Source organism: Bradyrhizobium forestalis (assembly GCF_002795245.1).
GTDB classification, from domain to species: domain Bacteria; phylum Pseudomonadota; class Alphaproteobacteria; order Rhizobiales; family Xanthobacteraceae; genus Bradyrhizobium; species Bradyrhizobium forestalis.
The window spans coordinates 277,087-295,161 of sequence record NZ_PGVG01000001.1 but is presented as its reverse complement, the minus strand read 5'-3'; the positions used below and the strand labels follow the sequence as shown (position 1 = coordinate 295,161).

The 18,075-nt window shown below is 65.2% G+C and carries 13 protein-coding genes and 1 pseudogene; 8 read left to right on the top strand and 6 right to left on the bottom strand.

Annotated elements, in window-relative coordinates; translation table 11 throughout:
- Nucleotides 1–58 precede the first annotated feature (58 nt).
- The 6 genes and pseudogenes from CVM73_RS01295 (at nucleotide 59) to CVM73_RS01270 (ending at nucleotide 4,856) form a co-directional block, all read left to right on the top strand.
- On the top strand, nucleotides 59–838 hold the full coding sequence (locus tag CVM73_RS01295; protein WP_100230203.1) for an enoyl-CoA hydratase: 780 nt from the start codon (nucleotides 59–61) through the stop codon (nucleotides 836–838).
- A gap of 187 nt (nucleotides 839–1,025) precedes the next feature.
- Nucleotides 1,026–2,456, top strand: a complete 1,431-nt coding sequence (locus tag CVM73_RS01290; protein WP_100230202.1) for a TolC family outer membrane protein — start codon at nucleotides 1,026–1,028, stop codon at nucleotides 2,454–2,456.
- A gap of 136 nt (nucleotides 2,457–2,592) precedes the next feature.
- Nucleotides 2,593–2,853, top strand: a pseudogene (locus CVM73_RS01285) (type II toxin-antitoxin system RelE/ParE family toxin); the annotation flags it as partial.
- A complete protein-coding gene (locus CVM73_RS01280; RefSeq protein ID WP_100230201.1) occupies nucleotides 2,853–3,203 on the top strand; it encodes an addiction module antidote protein in 351 nt (116 codons plus the stop codon). The pseudogene CVM73_RS01285 and the gene CVM73_RS01280, both read left to right, overlap by 1 nt.
- Nucleotides 3,204–3,285: 82 nt before the next feature.
- Nucleotides 3,286–3,843, top strand: a complete 558-nt coding sequence (locus CVM73_RS01275) for a P-loop NTPase family protein (protein ID WP_100230200.1) — start codon at nucleotides 3,286–3,288, stop codon at nucleotides 3,841–3,843.
- Between the two features lie 50 nt (nucleotides 3,844–3,893).
- A complete protein-coding gene (locus CVM73_RS01270) occupies nucleotides 3,894–4,856 on the top strand; it encodes an amidohydrolase family protein (protein WP_100230199.1) in 963 nt (320 codons plus the stop codon).
- A 3-nt stretch (nucleotides 4,857–4,859) separates the two neighbouring features.
- Here CVM73_RS01270 and CVM73_RS01265 read toward each other — a convergent pair whose 3' ends face one another.
- The 3 genes from CVM73_RS01265 to CVM73_RS01255 form a co-directional block, all read right to left on the bottom strand.
- Nucleotides 4,860–7,976: an efflux RND transporter permease subunit gene (locus CVM73_RS01265; RefSeq protein ID WP_100230198.1), complete on the bottom strand. Its 3,117-nt coding sequence runs from the start codon at nucleotides 7,974–7,976 to the stop codon at nucleotides 4,860–4,862.
- A 28-nt stretch (nucleotides 7,977–8,004) separates the two neighbouring features.
- Nucleotides 8,005–9,249, bottom strand: a complete 1,245-nt coding sequence (locus CVM73_RS01260) for an efflux RND transporter periplasmic adaptor subunit (RefSeq protein ID WP_100230197.1) — start codon at nucleotides 9,247–9,249, stop codon at nucleotides 8,005–8,007.
- Nucleotides 9,250–9,394: 145 nt separating this feature from the next.
- Complete coding sequence (locus CVM73_RS01255) at nucleotides 9,395–10,795, bottom strand: CoA transferase (protein ID WP_100230196.1); 1,401 nt, start codon at nucleotides 10,793–10,795, stop codon at nucleotides 9,395–9,397.
- 68 nt (nucleotides 10,796–10,863) lie between these two features.
- Between CVM73_RS01255 and CVM73_RS01250 the strand changes: the two genes are divergently transcribed.
- Nucleotides 10,864–11,151, top strand: a complete 288-nt coding sequence (locus CVM73_RS01250; protein WP_100230195.1) for a hypothetical protein — start codon at nucleotides 10,864–10,866, stop codon at nucleotides 11,149–11,151.
- A 238-nt stretch (nucleotides 11,152–11,389) separates the two neighbouring features.
- Nucleotides 11,390–12,160 carry an SDR family NAD(P)-dependent oxidoreductase gene (locus CVM73_RS01245; protein ID WP_100230194.1) on the top strand — a complete coding sequence of 257 codons (771 nt, stop codon included), beginning with the start codon at nucleotides 11,390–11,392 and terminating at the stop codon, nucleotides 12,158–12,160.
- A 172-nt stretch (nucleotides 12,161–12,332) separates the two neighbouring features.
- Here CVM73_RS01245 and CVM73_RS01240 read toward each other — a convergent pair whose 3' ends face one another.
- The 3 genes from CVM73_RS01240 to CVM73_RS01230 are packed head-to-tail and all read right to left on the bottom strand — an operon-like array spanning nucleotide 12,333 to nucleotide 18,071.
- A complete protein-coding gene (locus CVM73_RS01240; protein ID WP_100230193.1) occupies nucleotides 12,333–15,797 on the bottom strand; it encodes an error-prone DNA polymerase in 3,465 nt (1,154 codons plus the stop codon).
- Nucleotides 15,794–17,386: a Y-family DNA polymerase gene (locus CVM73_RS01235; protein ID WP_167406544.1), complete on the bottom strand. Its 1,593-nt coding sequence runs from the start codon at nucleotides 17,384–17,386 to the stop codon at nucleotides 15,794–15,796. Before CVM73_RS01235 ends, CVM73_RS01240 begins: the two co-directional genes overlap by 4 nt.
- Entirely contained in the window at nucleotides 17,283–18,071 is a 789-nt protein-coding gene (locus CVM73_RS01230; protein ID WP_100230192.1) for an ImuA family protein, read from the bottom strand. The genes CVM73_RS01235 and CVM73_RS01230 overlap by 104 nt, the downstream gene beginning before the upstream one ends.
- Nucleotides 18,072–18,075 lie beyond the last annotated feature (4 nt).

The following is an 18,075-nucleotide window of genomic DNA, read 5'->3' as shown; positions in this document are numbered from 1 at the left end:
TTGAAGCCCACCGCGCCAGCGGGCACATTGCCCGCTCAATCAAAAGCGTGGGTGGAGCATGAGCACGTTCGAACACATCATCGTCGAAAGCATCGGCGCGGTCGGCATCGTCAAGCTGAACCGGCCGAAAATGCTCAATGCACTCTCGTTCGGCGTCTTCCGCGAGATCGCCGCGGCGGTCGACGATCTCGAGGCCGATGACGCCATCGGCTGCATCGTCGTGACCGGCAACGAGAAGGCCTTTGCCGCCGGCGCCGACATCAAGGAGATGCAGCCCAAGGGCTTCATCGACATGTTCTCCGAGGATTTTGCCGCGATCGGCGGCGACCGCGTCGCGCGTTGCCGCAAGCCGACGATCGCCGCGGTCGCGGGCTACGCGCTCGGCGGCGGCTGCGAGCTCGCCATGATGTGCGATTTCATCATCGCCGCCGACACCGCAAAGTTCGGCCAGCCCGAGATCCCGCTCGGCACCATTCCCGGCATCGGCGGGACCCAGCGCCTGACGCGCGCGATCGGCAAGTCCAAGGCCATGGACCTCTGCCTCACCGGCCGGATGATGGATGCGGCGGAAGCCGAGCGCTCGGGCCTCGTCAGCCGCATCGTACCCGCCGACAAGCTGATGGACGAAGTGATGGCGGCAGCCGAGAAGATCGCCGCGATGTCGCGCCCTGCGGCCGCGATGGCCAAGGAAGCGGTGAACCGCGCCTTCGAGACCACGCTCGCCGAGGGCATGAGCGTCGAGCGCAACCTGTTCCACTCGACCTTCGCGCTGGAGGACCGCTCCGAGGGCATGGCGGCGTTCATCGAGAAGCGCAAGCCGGTGAACAAGAACCGGTAAGGAGAGCGAGCGGTCAGGCTGGTGTAAGGCTCTGGCCTCTCTCCGCAAAAATGCTGTGACGCCCCTGCAACAAGCACGGAATACATGGGAGTTTTCCCCGCGGCAGTTTGCCTGCGCGACCCCGGCTGGTTAAACAGTTAAGAGGCCACCGTCGGCGGGGGCGGACAGCCGGGGTTAGCGGGATTACATGATTGGGCGTGCCGCCAGAGCTGGTCGCGTGATGATGCGGCGTCGATCAGGCGTGGGTCCTGTGCTTGCAACATGGACCACGCTGGCGTTCTGTTGCGCCCTGCCCTTGGCCGCGTCGGCCGAAGCCCTGCCGGAGGCATTGGCAAAAGCCTACCAGACCAATCCGCAGCTCAATGCCGAGCGCGCGCGCCAGCGCGCGACCGACGAAAACGTGCCGCAAGCACTCGCCGGCTACCGGCCGCAGATCGTGGCGAGCCTCAGCGCCGGCCTGCAATCGGTGCGCAATCTGCTGCCCGACAACACCATCCAGACTGCCAATCTGAAGCCCTGGATCATCGGCGTCACAGTGACGCAGACCCTGTTCAACGGCTTCCGCACCGCCAACGGCGTGCGGGCCGCCGAACTCCAGGTGCAGTCGGGCCGCGAAGCGCTGCGCAATGTCGGCCAGGGCGTGCTGCTCGATGCGGTCACCGCCTACACCAACGTGCTCGCCAACCAGTCGCTGGTGGAGGCGCAGCGCTCCAACGTCGCCTTCCTGCGCGAGACGCTCGCCGTGACCCAGCGCCGCCTCAATGCCGGCGATGTCACGCCGACCGACACCGCGCAGGCCGAAGCCCGCCTCAACCGCGGCCTTGCCGATCTCAACGCCGCCGAGGTCGCGCTCGCCGTCAGCCAGGCCACCTATGCGCAGGTGATCGGCAATGCGCCGTCGCAGCTCAAGCCTGCCGAGTCCGTCGACCGCTATCTGCCGAAGAGCCGCGAGGACGCCATGACGATGGCGATCCGCCAGCATCCGGCGGTGATGGCCGCAAGCTTCGACGTCGACGTCGCCTCCACCAACATCCGCATCGCCGAAGGCACGCTGCTGCCGAGCGCCAGCATCCAGGGCAGCGCCAGCAAGAGCCGCAACAACGATCCGACGCTCGGCACCTTCGCCGAGGACCAGGCTTCGATCGTCGCCAATGTCACCGCGCCGATCTACGACGGCGGCCAGGCCGCGGCGCAGACCCGGCAGGCCAAGGAGATCACGGCGCAGAGCCGGCTCGTGCTCGACCAGGTGCGCAACCAGGCGCGCACGGCGGCGGTCAGCGCCTGGGTCGCCAATGAAGGCGCGAAGATCACGGTCTCGGCCTCGGAGTCCGAGGTGAAGGCGGCGACCGTCGCGCTGCAGGGCGTGCAGCGCGAGGCCGCCGGCGGCCAGCGCACGACCGTGGACGTCTTGAACTCGCAAGCCGATCTGATCCAGGCCAAGGCCCGCCTGATCGGCGCGCAACGCGACCGGGTGATCGCCTCCTACACGCTGCTCAGCGCGATCGGCCATCTCGACGTCAAGACCTTGAACCTGAACACACCGGACTATCTGCCCGAGGTACATTACCACCAGGTCCGCGACGCCTGGCACGGCCTGCGCACGCCGTCGGGACAGTAGGCACCCGCGTCGCACCGCCTTCAAGCTCCAGCCAGCACAAAGCCATCCCGGGACGCTACTGCGATCGCTTTGACATTTTGTAGCCCATAGACTACAATCGCACTTCATGACCGAGGTGAGGTAGACCGAGCATTTTTCGGAGTGGCTGAATCGCCTCAAGGACGCCAATGCGGCAGCCCGGATCACCGTCCGAATTCGTCGCATGCAGATGGGAAATCCCGGCGACAGCAAGAGCGTCGGCGGCAACGTCCGGGAAATGCGCATCGATTACGGTCCCGGCTACCGGATTTACTACGTGCAGCGGGGAGCGCAGATCGTGATCCTGCTATGTGGCGGCGACAAGCGCACGCAGCGACAAGACATCAAGCTAGCGCAGCAACTGGCGGAGACATTGTGATGCCAAAGGCGGCAAGAACGACGATGAAAACGGCGTCCGGGACGACGCGCTTCGACGCTGCTGACTATCTCAACACCGAGGAGCGGCAAGCCGCCTATATTGCGGCTGCATTGGAGACCGGAGATGCCGATTTCGTGCGTGACGCGCTTGGGCTCGTCGCGCGTGCGCGCGGCATGAGCGCAATCGCGAAGAAAGCCGGCTTGAACCGCGAGAGCCTGTACAAGGCTCTCGGCGAGACCGGAAATCCGGAGTTCGGCACGGTCATGCGCATTGTCGGAGCGTTGGGGCTGACCTTGTCGGCCCAACCCGCGACAAGCGGACGGACGTCAAAGCGCCGCCGCGCTGCCTGAGGAAGCGCGCCGCACGTCGCGCGAAAACGTCGCAATCGCGGCTACCGGTCACAGCCGGTTCAGCCGGTCTCAGGATGTGAATATGAAAAGCCGCCGCATCCATCTGATGGGAGTTTCAGGCTCCGGCGTGACGACGCTCGGTCGCGCGCTCGCGGGCCAGCTGGCGCTACCGCATCACGACAGCGACGATTACTTCTGGCTGCCGACCGCGCCGCCCTATCGCACGACGCGGCCTGCCGCCGAGCGTCTGCGCCTGATGCACGAGATGTTTCTGCCGCATCGCGATTGGGTCCTAAGCGGATCCGTTACCGGCTGGGGTGAGGAACTCGTCCCCTTCTTCGATCTCGTCGTCTTTGTGACGACGCCGCGCGAACTTCGCTTGCAGCGCCTACGTGGCCGCGAGGCTGCGCATTTCGGAGCTGATGCTGTCGCACAGGGCGGCTGGCGTCATGAGGAGACGGAGTCGTTCGTCGAATGGGCCTCACGCTACGAAGTCGGCGATCGCGATGGCCGCAGTCTCGCAAAAGACGAGGCTTGGCTCGCGGGTCTGCCATGCCCGGTCGTGCGCGTTGACGGCTCACGCGCGCTTGCGGAGCTTGTCGAGCAGCTATGCAACGAGGCGCAGCAGCTGTCCGGCTGATGTGATATTGTCCCGACGCACTACCAAATAAAAAAACAGGGAGAGAAACCGTGCTCAATCGACGCAGCGTCCTGCTTGCCTCCCTCGCCGCCGGAGTAGCCATGACCAACAGAGCCCACGCCCGCGCGGCGCAGCCCGCGACGCCGATCAATTTCGACGTCCCGGCGCATGCCTGCGACTGCCACACTCATATCCATGGCGATGTCGAAAAATTTCCGTTCTTTGCCGGGCGCGTCTACACGCCCGAGCCAGCCTCGCCGGAGGAGATGGCCGCGCTGCACAAGGCGCTGCATATCGAGCGCGTGGTGATCGTGACGCCGAGCGTCTACGGCACCGACAATTCCTCCACTCTGTTCGGCATGAAGGCGCGCGGCGCGACCGCGCGCGGCGTCGCCGTGATCGACGACAAGACGCCGGAGAGCGTGCTCGACACGATGCATCAGGACGGCTTCCGCGGCATCCGCCTCAATCTCGCGACCGGCGGCGTCAATGACCCCAATATCGGCCGGCCGCGCTTCATCGCCGCAGTCGAGCGCATGAAGGCGCGCGGCTGGCACGTGCAGCTTTACACCACGCTTGCCATGATCTCGGCGATCAAGGACCTCGTCGAGACGGCGCCGGTACCCGTCGTGTTCGACCATTTCGGCGGCCTCGAGGCCTCGCTCGGCCTGGAGCAACCCGGATTTGCCGACCTGGTCGCGCTGGTCAAATCCGGCAAGGCCTATGTGAAGATCTCCGGCGCCTATCGCTCGTCGAAGCTCGCGCCCGATTATCAGGACATGGTGCCCTATGCCCGCGCGCTGATCGCGGCCAATGCGGACCGCATCGTCTGGGGTACCGACTGGCCGCATCCGGATTCCAGTCGCGTCGAGGGACGCAAGCCCACCGACATCGCGCCGCTCTATCAGATCGACGACGGCCGGCTGCTCAACCAGCTTCCGGTGTGGGCGCCGGATGCGGAGGTGCGCAAGAAGATCCTGGTCGACAATCCGGCTCGGCTCTACGGGTTCTGACGGTCAGCGCGCGCGGCGGGAGAAGAAGGAGATCAGCCCCGGCAAGGTCACCAGGATCACGACCGGCGCCAGCATCATGCCGGTGACGACGACGACCGCGAGCGGCTTCTGCACCTGCGAGCCGATGCCCTCCGACAGCGCCGCCGGCAGCAGGCCGACGCCTGCGACCACGCAGGTCATCAGCACGGGACGGAGCTGCAGCTCGCCGGTGCGCACCACCGCGCTCATGCGGTCCATGCCCTCTTCGATGAGCTGGTTGAACTGCGACAGGATGATGATGCCGTCCATCACGGCGATGCCGAACAGCGCGATGAAGCCGATCGCCGCGGAGACACTGAACGCCGTGCCTGATATCAACAGGCCCAGCACGCCGCCGAAGATCGCCATCGGAATCACGCTCATCGCGAGCAGCGTGTCCGCCATCGAGCCGAAATTGAACCAGAGCAGCACGCCGATCAGCGCCAGCGAGATCGGCACCACGATCGACAGCCGCCGGATCGCGTCCTGGAGATTGCCGAACTCGCCGACCCAGTCCATGTGCGAGCCCGGCGGCAGCTGCACCTGCTCGGCGATCTTCTGCTGCGCCTCGCGGATGGCGCTGCCGAGATCGCGCTCGCGCACCGAGAACTTGATCGGCAGATAACGCTCCTGCTGCTCGCGATAGATGTAGGCCGCGCCCGAGACGAGGCTGATGGTGGCGACTTCGCTCAAGGGGATCTGCGTGACGGTGCCGTTCGGCCCGGGCGCGCCGATCCGCAAATTCTGGATCGCCTCGGCACTCCGGCGGTATTCCGGCGCGAGGCGAACGATGATCGGGAAGTGGCGGTCGCTTCCGGGCTCATAAAGGTCGCCGGCGGTGTCGCCGCCGATCGCGACCTTGATGGTGGCGTTGATGTCGCCCGGCGCAAGGCCATAGCGCGCGGCCTTGGCGCGGTCGATGTCGATCTGAACGGTCGGCTGCCCGAGCGAGGTGAACACCGCAAGGTCGGTGACGCCCTGCACGGTGGCCAGCACCGACTTGATCTTGTTGGCGGTGTCGGTGAGCGCCTGGAGGTCGCTGCCGAACAGCTTGATCGAGTTCTCGCCCTTCACGCCGGAGACGGCTTCGGAGACGTTGTCCTGGAGATATTGCGAGAAGTTGAACTCGACGCCGGGGAAGCGATCGTCGAGCTGCTTCAGCAGCTCCGCGGTCAGCTCTTCCTTGTCGCGGGTGCCGGGCCACTGGCTCACGGGTTTCAACGGCGCGAAGAACTCGGCGTTGAAGAAGCCGGCGGCGTCGGTGCCGTCGTCGGGACGGCCGTGTTGCGACACGACGGACTCGACCTCGGGCCGGGCGCGGATCACCTTGCGCATCTCGTTCACGTAGCTGTTGCCTTCCTGGAGCGAGATGGTCGGCGGCAGCGTGGCACGGATCCAGAGATTGCCCTCCTCCAGCTTCGGCAGGAATTCGAGGCCGAGCAGCCGGCTGAGCGCCACCGTCATCAGCACGAGGCCGACGGCGCCGCCGAGGACGATGTTGCGATTGGCGACCGCCCAATGCAGCAACGGCGAGTACAACCGGTGCAGGATCAGCATCACCTTCGTCTCGGTCTCCTCGACATGCGCGGGCAGGATGATCGCGGACAGCGCCGGCGTGACGGTGAACGTCGCAAGCAGCCCGCCGGCGAGCGCATAGGCATAGGTGCGCGCCATCGGCCCGAAGATGTTGCCCTCGACCCCGGACAGCGTGAACAGCGGCAGGAAGGCCGCGATGATGATCGCCGCGGCGAAGAAGATCGAACGAGAGACGTCGGCCGCGGCGCTGAGGATCGCGTGGCTCTTCATGCCGAACAGCGTCTCATTCGACATGTGCTCGGATTCCGACATCGGCGTCGTTTGCGTCAGGCGCCGGAAGATCGCCTCCACCATGATGACCGTGGCATCGACGATCAGGCCGAAATCGATCGCGCCGACCGACAAGAGGTTTGCCGATTCCCCGCGCAGCACCAGGATGATGACGGCGAAGAACAGCGCGAACGGAATGGTGGCGCCGACGATCAGCGCGCTGCGGAGATCACCGAGGAATATCCACTGCAACAGCACGATCAGCAAAATGCCGATCACCATGTTGTGCAGCACGGTGTGGGTGGTGAGCTCGATCAGGTCCCCGCGGTCGTAGATGCGCTCGATGCGCACGCCGGGCGGCAGGATGCTGGAGTTGTTGATCTGCTGGACGAGCTGGTGGACGCGCTTGATGGTCGGCGAGCTCTGCTCGCCACGGCGCATCAGCACGATGCCCTGCACGATGTCGTCGGCCTCGTCGAGGCCGGCAATGCCGAGACGTGGCTTCTGACCGACGGTAACGGTTGCAACATCCTTGACCAGCACCGGATTGCCGCCGGTCTGCGCCACCATGGTGTTGGCGAGATCGTCGATCGAGCGGATCAGGCCGACACCGCGCACCACGGCCGATTGCTGGCCGATATTGACGGTGTTGCCGCCGACATTGACGTTGGAATTGCCGACCGCCTGGAGCAATTGCGGCAGCGTCAGGCCGTTGGCGACCAATTTGTTGAAATCGACCTGGAGCTCGTAGGTCTTGCTCTTGCCGCCCCAGCCGGTGACGTCGATGACGCCGGGCACGGCGCGGAAGCGGCGCTGGAGAATCCAGTCCTGGATGGTCTTGAGGTCGAGCACGCTGTAGTTCGGCGGACCGACCAGGCGATAGCGGAAGATTTCACCGATCGGGCTGAGCGGCGAGATCTGCGGCTGCACGTTGCCTGGCAGCGGCGCAAGCTGCGCCAGACGGTTCAAGACCTGCTGCAACGCCTCGTCATAGGTGTAGGCAAAGGAGAACTGCAGCTTGATGTCGGAGAGGCCGTAGAGTGAGATGGTGCGGATGGTCGTGAGGTTCTTCAGACCCGCGACCTGCGTCTCGATCGGGATCGTGATGTAGCGCTCGATCTCCTCCGCCGACAGGCCCGGGCTCTGCGTCACGATGTCGACCATCGGCGGGGTCGGATCCGGATAGGCCTCGATGTTGAGCTGGTTGAACGCGATCAGGCCGCCGATCAGCACGGCGACGAACATGCCGACCATCAGGAAGCGCCGGTTGACGGCAAGGGCGACGAGACGATCCATTCAGGTTTTCAATTTCTTGGGTCGTCGATCAGCTGCCGGACGCCGCGCGGTCGATGAACAGGCTGCCCTTGACGACGATCTGCTCGCCGGGTTTCAGGTTGCTCGTGACCTCGACGAGGTTGCCGTTGATGAGACCGATCTTGATCTGGCGCAGCTCGACCGACTTGTCGTCGCGCGCGACCCAGAGGCGAACCTTGTCGGCTTCATAGATCAGCGCCTGCTTCGGCACCGCCGGCGCGGCGCGGTCGCCGGCCGAATAGATCGTGACGTTCGCGAACATTTCCGGCTTCAGCAGCCCGTCCTTGTTGTCGATGGTGGCGCGGACCAGCAGGCGGCGGGTGGTGGGGTCGATCGCGGCGGCAACGTAGTTGATCTTGGCGCTGAACGGACGGCCCGGCAGCGCCATCACGTTGACGGTGATATCCTGCCCGATGCACACCGCGGCCGCATCGCTCTCGCGCACGAACGCGGTGAGCCAGACCGTGGAGAGGTCGCCGACCACGAAGACCGGATCACTGGCGCCGGAATTGACGAACTGGCCGGGGCCGATCTTGCGCTGCACGACGGTGCCGGAGATCGGCGAATAGATCGTGATCTCCCGATCGATGACGCCCTTTTCCTGGAACGTCTTGATGGCCTCGTCGGTGAAGCCGAGGATACGCAGCTTGTTGCGCGCAGCTTCCAGCGCCGTCACTGAAGAGCGCATGTCGTTTTGCGCCTGGACCTGGGCCGCTTCCGCCTGCTGGTAATCCTTCAGCGGAATGGCATGGCCCTCATAAAGGTCCTTGGCGCGCTTGAACTGGATATCGGAGAGCTCGAGCGCCGACCTCGCCTTGTTCTGCGAGGTCATCGCCGCGATGAAATCGTTCTGGGCCTGCACGGTGTCGGCCGCTTCAATCGTGAACAGCGGTTGACCTTGCTTGAGCATCTCGCCCGGCTTGGCCAGCAGCTTGGTGACCCGGCCTGCATAGGGCGAGAACACCGGCGTCGAGCGGTCCTCGTCGACCGCGACCTTGCCCTCGGTGACATACTCGGCCCGGAAGCTCTTGGCCTTGACCGGCTCGATCGTCAGCGTCGCCCATTCGGACGGCGTCGGCGTGAAGGTCTGCGCATTCCTGCGCGACTGGCTCGAGATCTCGGAGTGTTTCTTTTCCTTAGCCCCGAAAGAGAGAAAGCCGTAGGCACCGGCGCCGGCAAGAGCCAGTAAAACTACGGATGTAATCACCCGCTGTTTCGTAAGCACCTGCAATCTCTTGGTATTTTCAACCACCATGGGGCCCGGTCGTGTCTGCGACGATCTCGGCAAATGTCTGCCTCATCGGTCGCGCTAATAGTGCCGAATTGGGAGTTCAAACAACCTAAAAAACGCTGGGCCCCTTGCGGTTGGCGTTAAAATTTTGCGACGTGTCAGCTTCTTGTCAGCTTCGCACCGGCCACTGCGCCGGATGACTGCCGAGCGGCATCGCCGGACGGCTCCATTGCGCCGGCGTTTTCGACAGCAGCGCCGAATGCTGCATCGCCATCAACGCACCGAAGCCAGATGGCATGCTCTCGATGAACGCAGCATGTACGGCTTCGCCCGTAAGATCCGGGGCGTTCAGTCCGCCGTCGAGCCGGCCGAGATTCCACAGCCAACGTCCGGTCTGCGCCAGCGACACGCGCACGTGCCAGCTGCCGCCTTCGCGCGCCTGGCGCGCTTTTGCCATCATCGCGCCGAACGCCATCAGATAGCCGGTGGCGTGATCGAAGATCTGTGCCGGCAATTCCTTGGGAGCATCGATGCCGGCGGCCTCGCCTTCGGCATGATTGAAGCCGGTCGTGGTCTGCACCAGCGAGTCAAAGCCGCGCCGCTCGGCCCACGGCCCGGCATGGCCATAAGCCGACAGCGTGACATAGACGATGCCGGGATTGATTTGCGCTGCGTCCTCCGGCGAAAAGCCGAGAGCGGCGAGCGCGCGCGGGCGATAGCCTTGCGAAAAGATGTCGGCGTCCTTCAACAGCTCGCGCAGCTGCGCCCGCCCGGCTTCGCTCTTCAGCTCGATGAAGGTGGTGAGCTTGCCGCGGCCGGTGTCGATGGTGAGCCAGGGAATGGCGGGCAGCTGCGGCCCTGACACCAGCAGCACGTCCGCGCCGTGCGCAGCGAGCGTGCGGCCGGCGACGGGCCCCGCGATGACGCGGGAGAGATCGAGCACACGAAGACCCGAGAGCGGGCGATCGCCTCTTGGCCACGGCTTTGGCGGGGCTTCGCCGATCTTCTCGATCGAGATCAGCGGCAATTGCGCGAGCGCGCGTGCCTGCGGCAGCGCAGACCATTCGTCGTAAGAGCGCATCAAGGCGACAACGCCGCCTGCGGCGTAGGCCGCAGTTTCGAAATCCTCTGCCTTCCACTGCATCAGCGCCGCCTGCACCTTCTCACGCTCCACATCGCAGCCGAGCACCTTGCAGACGGCGTCGCGATGATGCGGGAAATTGGTGTGGCAGCGGACGAAGCGGCCATCGCCGGTCCTGTAGACGCCGGCGATCGCGTCCCAGGCCGGCGGGGGCGGCTTGTCGTCGACGCGCAGATAGCGCTCGGAGCGGCATTCGGCGACGGCGTGGCGCATGTCGACATGGACGTCCTGGGTCTCACCGCTGCGCAGTCGCCAAATCTCGGCGGCGGCGAGCCCGGCCGCGGCTATCGTCGTCTGGCCGGCGACGGCGACGCGAAACGAGGATGGGATCTGCGGCTCCTCGCCGGTCAGCCGCACGCGTGCCAGTGCGGCTGCGTCGCCGCCTGCGGAAGTCCAAATACTTCGAAGAATATCGGCGGAGCTTTGCATGGCCGCTTCTCTCCCTCGTCGTTTGCTGTACTTTTCGCGACCATGTCATGATCGCAGAAAGGATTGCAATGGCTGCCATCGATCCTCTCACCGCAGGCGCCGTCTTCGTCGCAACGGCCGCCACCGACGCGGTCTATGTGATGTTCACCTCGGCCGTGGTCGCGCGCAAGCGCGTGCCGGCGGCGACCTGGAGCGCGATCTGGTACCTGCTCTCCTCCTATGCCGTGATCAGCTACACCGAGAACGCCTTCTATGTTGCCTTCGCCGCGATCGGCTCCTGGGTCGGCGCCTATGCCTCGCTGACCTTCCTGCATCGCCCGCCCGGCGGCCCGCCAGTGGGAGCGGCGCCGGAGTGAGAACGCAGAGCGGCGGCATGTTCTCATGCTAATCCCGTCATCCTGAGGTGCGAGGCTTGCGATCCAACGCATTGCAAGTTGAGCCTCGAAGGATGCACGGCCGAGGTAGCAGCTGGGCCGTCGCCCTTCGAGGCCTCCGCTACGCTCCGGCGCCTCAGGGTGACGGTCATACATGGGATTTGCGGCAACGCCGCGTACGCGACTACACTGCGCACGACCAACAAAAAGGAAAACCAAAATGGATCTCGGTCTCAAAGGAAAGAACGCCATCGTGCTCGGCGGCACGCGCGGCATCGGGCGGGCGATTGCGGCGACGCTGGCCGGTGAAGGCGTCAATGTCGCAGTATGCGCGCGCAACGCGGATCAGGTTGCAGCCACTGTCGCGGAATTGAAGGCAAGCGGCATCAACGCCACCGGCGGCCCGGTCGACGTCACAGACGGCGCGGCGCTGAAATCCTGGATCGACGCCGCAGCAAAAGAGCTCGGCGGCATCGACATGCTGTTCTCCAATGCTGGCGCGATGGCGCAGGGCGGCGATCCCGCGTCCTGGGAGCAGAATTTCCGGCTCGACGTGCTCGGCGCCGTGCACGCCTTCGATGCTGCGCGGCCGTTCCTCGAGACAAGCGGCGCCAGCAGCGGCGATGCGGCCTTCGTGATCATCTCGTCGATCGCCGCAGCGCAGGCGGACACCGCCAGCTCCTACGGCCCGATCAAGGCCGCGCTGATCCACATGGCCAAGGGATTGGCGCGGCAATACGCGAAGAAGAAGATCCGGGTCAACGTGGTCTCGCCCGGCACTGTCTATTTCAAGGGCGGCGTCTGGGAGATGGTCGAGCAGAACATGCCGGAGCGCTACAAGGATGCGATGAGCCGCAATCCAACCGGACGCATGGCAACGCCACAGGAGATAGCGAGCGCGGCGGTGTTCCTGGCGAGCCCGGTGTCGGGGTTCACGACGGGCTCCAATCTCGTCGTGGATGGCGCGATCTCGAACCGGGTGAATTTCTAGGAGCACACTGGATCGCCCGGCTTGACCGGGCGATCCAGTATTCCAGAAACGGTTGCGATTGAACCGAGAGGCCGCGGCGTACTGGATACCCCGCCTTCGCGGCGTATGACAGTCGAGAGTGTAGGTACACGATCGCCGCAATGACGGTGTGGCGGCATCCCGCTTCGCAACCTCAATGAAAATCCCGCGACGGGGGCAGGATGCGGACGTTGCGGGGGTGGCGGATTTTTTGGGCTGGCATGTCCGCGAGGGCGCGGGGGTCTTCGTTGAGCGGTTCGACGACGGTGGCTCCTGCCGGCACCGGATGCTTGCCGCTTAGCGCATCGTTGGCCAATCCGACCAGATCGTGCGAGCGGTCGATCATGCGCTGGGCGATGAGATGCGTCACCTTCTCGGGGCTGCTCTGGATGTAGCCCTCGACCAGGATGAGGCGCGCGCCCATCACCTCCTTGCGGTATTGCTCCATGATCTTGGGCCAGACCACGACATTGGCGATGCCGGTTTCGTCCTCCAGCGTCATGAACACGACGCCGCTGGCGCTGCCCGGCCGCTGCCGCACCAGGACCACGCCGGCGCAGCGGACGCGGCGCCGTTCGTTCTCATGGTTGACATCCTTGCAGGCGACGACGCGCTCGCGCGAAAACATCTCGCGCAAGAATTCCATCGGATGGCCCTTCAGAGACAGCCGAATGGTCTGGTAGTCCGCGACCACCTGCTCGGAACGCGGCATCACCGGCAGCGGCTTGGCGTGCTCGTCCGGCTGCTCGCGCGCGGTCGCCGCCTCGAACAGCGGCAGCGGCACGTCGTCGGGCAGCCGCCGCACCTGCCACAGCGCCTCGCGGCGGTCGAGCCCGAGCGAGCGGAACGCATCGGCATCCGCCAAGAGGATCAGCGCGCGCTTGGGCAGGCCGGTGTCGCGGGCAAAGTCTTCCAGCGAGGTGAAGGGACGGCGGTTGCGGGCGGCGACGATGCGGTCGGCCCAGTCTTGGGTCTTCTCGACATCGTCATTCCGGGGCGACGCGTCAGCGTCGAGCCCGGAATCCATGCCTCCAGGCGCATGCGGCCCGATGGATTCCGGGCTCGCGCCAAGTGGCGCGCCCCGGAATGACGACTGAGAGCACTTCAGGCGTTCCTCGTCCTCGTCCAGCCAGTGGAATCCATCAATCTGGCGGAAGCCCAGGCGCACGGCGCAGTATTTGCCGCTGCCCTCCTCCAGCGTGTTCTGCGCAAAGCTGTAGGACACGTCGATGTCGCGCACTTCGACACCGTTCTTGCGGGCATCGCCGACGATCTGCGCCGGGGCATAAAACCCCATCGGCTGCGCGTTCAACAGACCGCAGCAAAACGCATCTGGGTGATAATGCTTCAGCCATGACGAGATGTAGACCAGCTGGGCAAAGCTCGCGGCATGGCTCTCCGGAAAACCGTAGGAGCCAAATCCCTTGATCTGGTCAAAGCAGCTTCTGGCGAAATTGGGGTCGTAGCCGCGCGCCACCATGTTGCCGATCAGCTTCTCCTCGTATTGGCCGATGGTGCCGACATTGCGGAAGGTCGCCATCGAGCGACGCAGGCCGTTGGCTTCCTCGGACGTAAAATGTGCGGCCTCGATCGCAATGCGCATCGCCTGCTCCTGGAACAGGGGAACGCCGAGCGTCTTGTGCAGCACCTTGTAGAGTTCGTCCTTGTCGCCATGCTCCGGTGACGGAGACGGATAACTCACCTTCTCAAGTCCGTTCCGCCGACGCAAATAGGGATGCACCATGTCGCCCTGGATCGGCCCCGGACGCACGATCGCGACCTCGATGACGAGATCGTAGAACGTCCGCGGCTTCAGACGCGGCAGCATGTTCATCTGGGCGCGGCTCTCGACCTGGAACACGCCGAGCGATTCCCCGCGGCACAGCATGTCGTAAACCCTGGGGTCGTCCTGCGGGACGCTCGCCAGCACAAGCCGCTCGCCCTTGTGCTGATCGATCAGATCAAAACATTTCCTGATGCAGGTCAGCATGCCCAGCGCCAGCACGTCGACCTTCATCATATGAAGCGCGTCGACGTCGTCCTTGTCCCATTCGATGAAGGTGCGGTCGTCCATCGCGGCGTTGCCGATCGGCACATAGGTGTCGAGCCGATCCTGGGTCAGCACGTAGCCACCGACATGCTGGGAGAGATGACGCGGAAATTCGATCAGCTCGGTCGCAAGCTCGACCGCGAGATTGATCATGGGATTGCCGGGATCGAGCCCGGCCTGCCTGACCTGCATGTCGTTGAGGCCCTTGCCCCAGCTGCCCCAAACGGTGTCGGCGAGCGCGGCGGTGACGTCCTCGGTCAGGCCGAGCGCCTTGCCGACGTCGCGGATGGCGCTGCGCGGACGGTAATGGATGACGGTGGCGATGATCGCGGCGCGATGGCGGCCATAGCGGCGATAGACATATTGCATCACCTCCTCGCGACGCGAATGCTCGAAATCGACGTCGATGTCGGGCGGCTCCAGCCGCTCCTTGGAGATGAAACGCTCGAACAACAGATCGACCTTGGTCGGGTCGACCGAGGTGATGCCGAGCACGTAGCAGACGGCCGAGTTCGCCGCCGATCCCCGCCCCTGGCACAAAATGTTCTGGCTGCGCGCGTAGTGCACGATGTCGTGCACGGTGAGGAAGTAGTGCGCGTATTTCAGCTCGGCGATTAGCGCGAGCTCCTTGTTCAACGTCGCGCGCAGCTTGTCGTCGATCTTGCCGCCGAAATATTTATCGACACCGGCCCAGGTCAGATCCTCCAGATGTCCTTGTGCGGTCTTGCCCGGCGGCACCGGCTCGTCCGGGTACTGGTATTTGAGCTGGTCGAGCGAGAAGTCGATGCGGTCCGCAAAACGCATGGTCTCCGCGATCGCCTCGGGGAAATCGCGGAACAGCCGCGACATTTCGCGTGGCGTCTTCAGGAACCGCTCGGCATTGGCTTCCAGCTTCCGTCCGACCGCCTCGATCGTGGTCTTTTCCCGGATGCAGGTCAGCACGTCCTGGAGGGGACGGCGCGCGGGATGGTGATAGAGCACCTCGTTGGTCGCAAGCAGCGGCACCATTGCTTTTGCCGCGAGATCATCGAGCCGCGCCAGGCGCCGCCGGTCGTCACCGCGATAGATCAGGCTCGCCGCCAGCCACACGCCCTCGGCGCGGCTTGCGTTGAGCTTTGCCAGAACATCCAGCGCCTGAGCGGACTCGAAGCGATGCGGCAATGTCAGGACCAGGAGCTGGTCTTCCGAAAACTCCAGGAGATCGGCGAAGGTGAGATGGCACTCGCCCTTCTCGATCCGCGTGATGTCGTTGCCGCGCTTGCCCCGGGTGAGGAGCTGACAGAGCCGGCCATAGGCCGCGCGATCGCGCGGATACACCAGGATGTCGGGTGTGCCGTCGATGAAGACGACGCGCGCGCCGATCAGCAGTTTCGGCTTGTGCAGCACCTCGGCATTGTCGAGCTCCTTGTAGGCGCGCACCACGCCGGCGAGCGTGTTGTGGTCGGCGATGCCGATCGCGGGAATGCCGAGGATACTCGCCTGATGCACATAGGCGCGCGGATCCGAGCCGCCGCGCAGGAAGGAGAAATTGGTGGTGATGCCGATCTCGGCATAAGCGGGCGTATTCATGCGAAGAGACCATGCACATACCAGTTGGGAGAAACGGGCTTGCCTTCGCCGTCGAACGTCTCCCCCTCGTAGAGACCGTCGCGAAAGATCCAGAAGCGCAGGCCCTCGGCATCCTCGATGCGGAAATAATCCCGCGTCAGCTGCTTGCCGTCCTGCCGCCACCATTCCATGGCGATGCGCTCGGGCCCTTCCACACGCACCACCGCATGCAGCGCACGGCGCCAGGTGAACTGATGCGGCGGACCGTCGGGCACGGTCGCGAACGGCACCTTGATCGGCTCCGGCTTGTCGAACAGCCGCAAGGGGCGCAGTGGCGGCTCGCTCGCGGCGCGCGCCGGCCATTCGGCCTGCATGGCGGCGGCGAGATGGTGCTGCGCCGATGCAACCAGAACTGCACATTCGGGGATATGGGTGTCCTGCGGCAGGTGCACGACGACGCGCTTGCCGCCGATGCGCGCGGCGATGCGGTCGATCAACGCGGCAAGCTCGTCATTGTCATGGACATGGGCATCGAGATCGCGCTGCTCCTGCACCACGATTTCGGTGCGGCTCGCCGACAGCCGCACCATGTCGAAGCCGAAGCCGGGATCGAGCGGATCGGCGAGCGCATCGAGGCGCTCGCGGAACAGCCGGTCGATCACGGCGCTTCGCGTCACCGGTCGCCCGGTCTCGACCGTGATCGCGCGCACCACGCCGTCGGTGCGGAAGAACGCCGCTTCCAGGCGCCGCGCGCCCTTGCCCTGCTTCTCCATGGACGCGATCAACGTGTCGGCCAGCCGCGACAGCGTCATCGCGATCATGGTGTCGGTCGCGATCGGCTCGGCAAAGCGCTTCTCCACGATGTAATCGGGCAGCGGCTTGCGCGGGTTGATCGGCGCATCGCCCTGTCCCAGCGCATGCGCGAGCAGCGTGGAGAAGCGCGCGCCGAACCGCGCCGTGATCTCGTGCGGCGCGCGCGAGGCGACATCGCCGATGGTCTTCAGGCCGGCGCGGCGCAGGCCGGTGGTGATGGCCTCGCCCGCACCAAGCGCGGAGACCGGAAATGGACTGATCGCCTCCGCCTCTCCGCCATCGGCTACGATGGTGCCTGTCGCCTGCCGCGTCAGCGTGCGCGCGCAGACCGACGTGCCGGCGATCGCCGCGCTGACGGCAAAGCCCTGACGTGCGAGCGCGCGGACCAGTGTCTGCAACAGCGCGGCTTCGCCGCCGAACAGATGCGCGCAACCGGTGATATCGAGGAACAGCCCGTGCGGCGGATCGAGCGCCACCAGCGGCGTGAAGCGGTCGCACCAGTCGGCGATGTCGCTGAGCGTCTTGGCATCGGCCACGACATCGGCGTCGAACACTTTCAAGTCCGGGCACATCGCCCGCGCATTCGCGAGCGGCTGACCGATATGCAAGCCCAGACGAGACGCCGCATCGTCCAGCGCATGGATCACCAGCGCATTGTTGTCCTTGATGACGACGACGCTTGGCTCGTTGCTCTTATGCCGTCCGGCGCTGCCAAGGAACCGCTGGATCCGGTCGATGGGCAGACGTGGCAGCCACAGGCTGAGGATACGTCGACGGTTCACTGAACTGGCACTCATCACAATTCCATTCCATGATCCACCGGCCACAGGGGCCATGACGATTGCGCAAGAGTTCGGCATCGAAGCGCGGCGCGCCCCAGGCGCTCCACATCGCCCCCGGCGGAGAATGCGCCGCGCGCAGCATCCATCGCGTCTCCGCCGTCGACGGCAACGGTTGCGCAGCCATGCGCAGCAAGAGGCCGGTGACGCCGGACGATTGCGAAGCCAGCGTCAGCTTGCGGCTCGCCACGAGATCGAACTGTCTGGTCTCGCCCCACAGCTCGAGCACGACGGCGCCCAGCGCATCGCAGGCGAGCGCGTCGGCCGAGGTGCGTAGCGCGCTCTCGACATCGGCGGCGCGCACCATCACCACGCGGCGCGGATCGAGGCCAAGCTCGGCGAGCCCACTCATCGACAGTGCGCCCGTCTCGACTTCCGAGAAATCCTGCCGTACCCACAGCAGCGGCCGGCGCGCGCTCACGCGCCCCGCAAGCCCCATGACGAAGCCCGTCGCGGCAGCGCCCTGACGCCCTTCGCAAAATACCTCGTGGATCGCCGCGCGCGCGAGCCCACCCTTCAGCGCGCTGTCGGCCTCGCTATGGCCGAGCGCAACACGACCCTGCTGATGCACGACCTCTGCCGTCTCGATGCGCTCGATCTGGCCGCGCAAGATCGCAAGCGCGCTTCCACGTGCGCCGCTCATATAC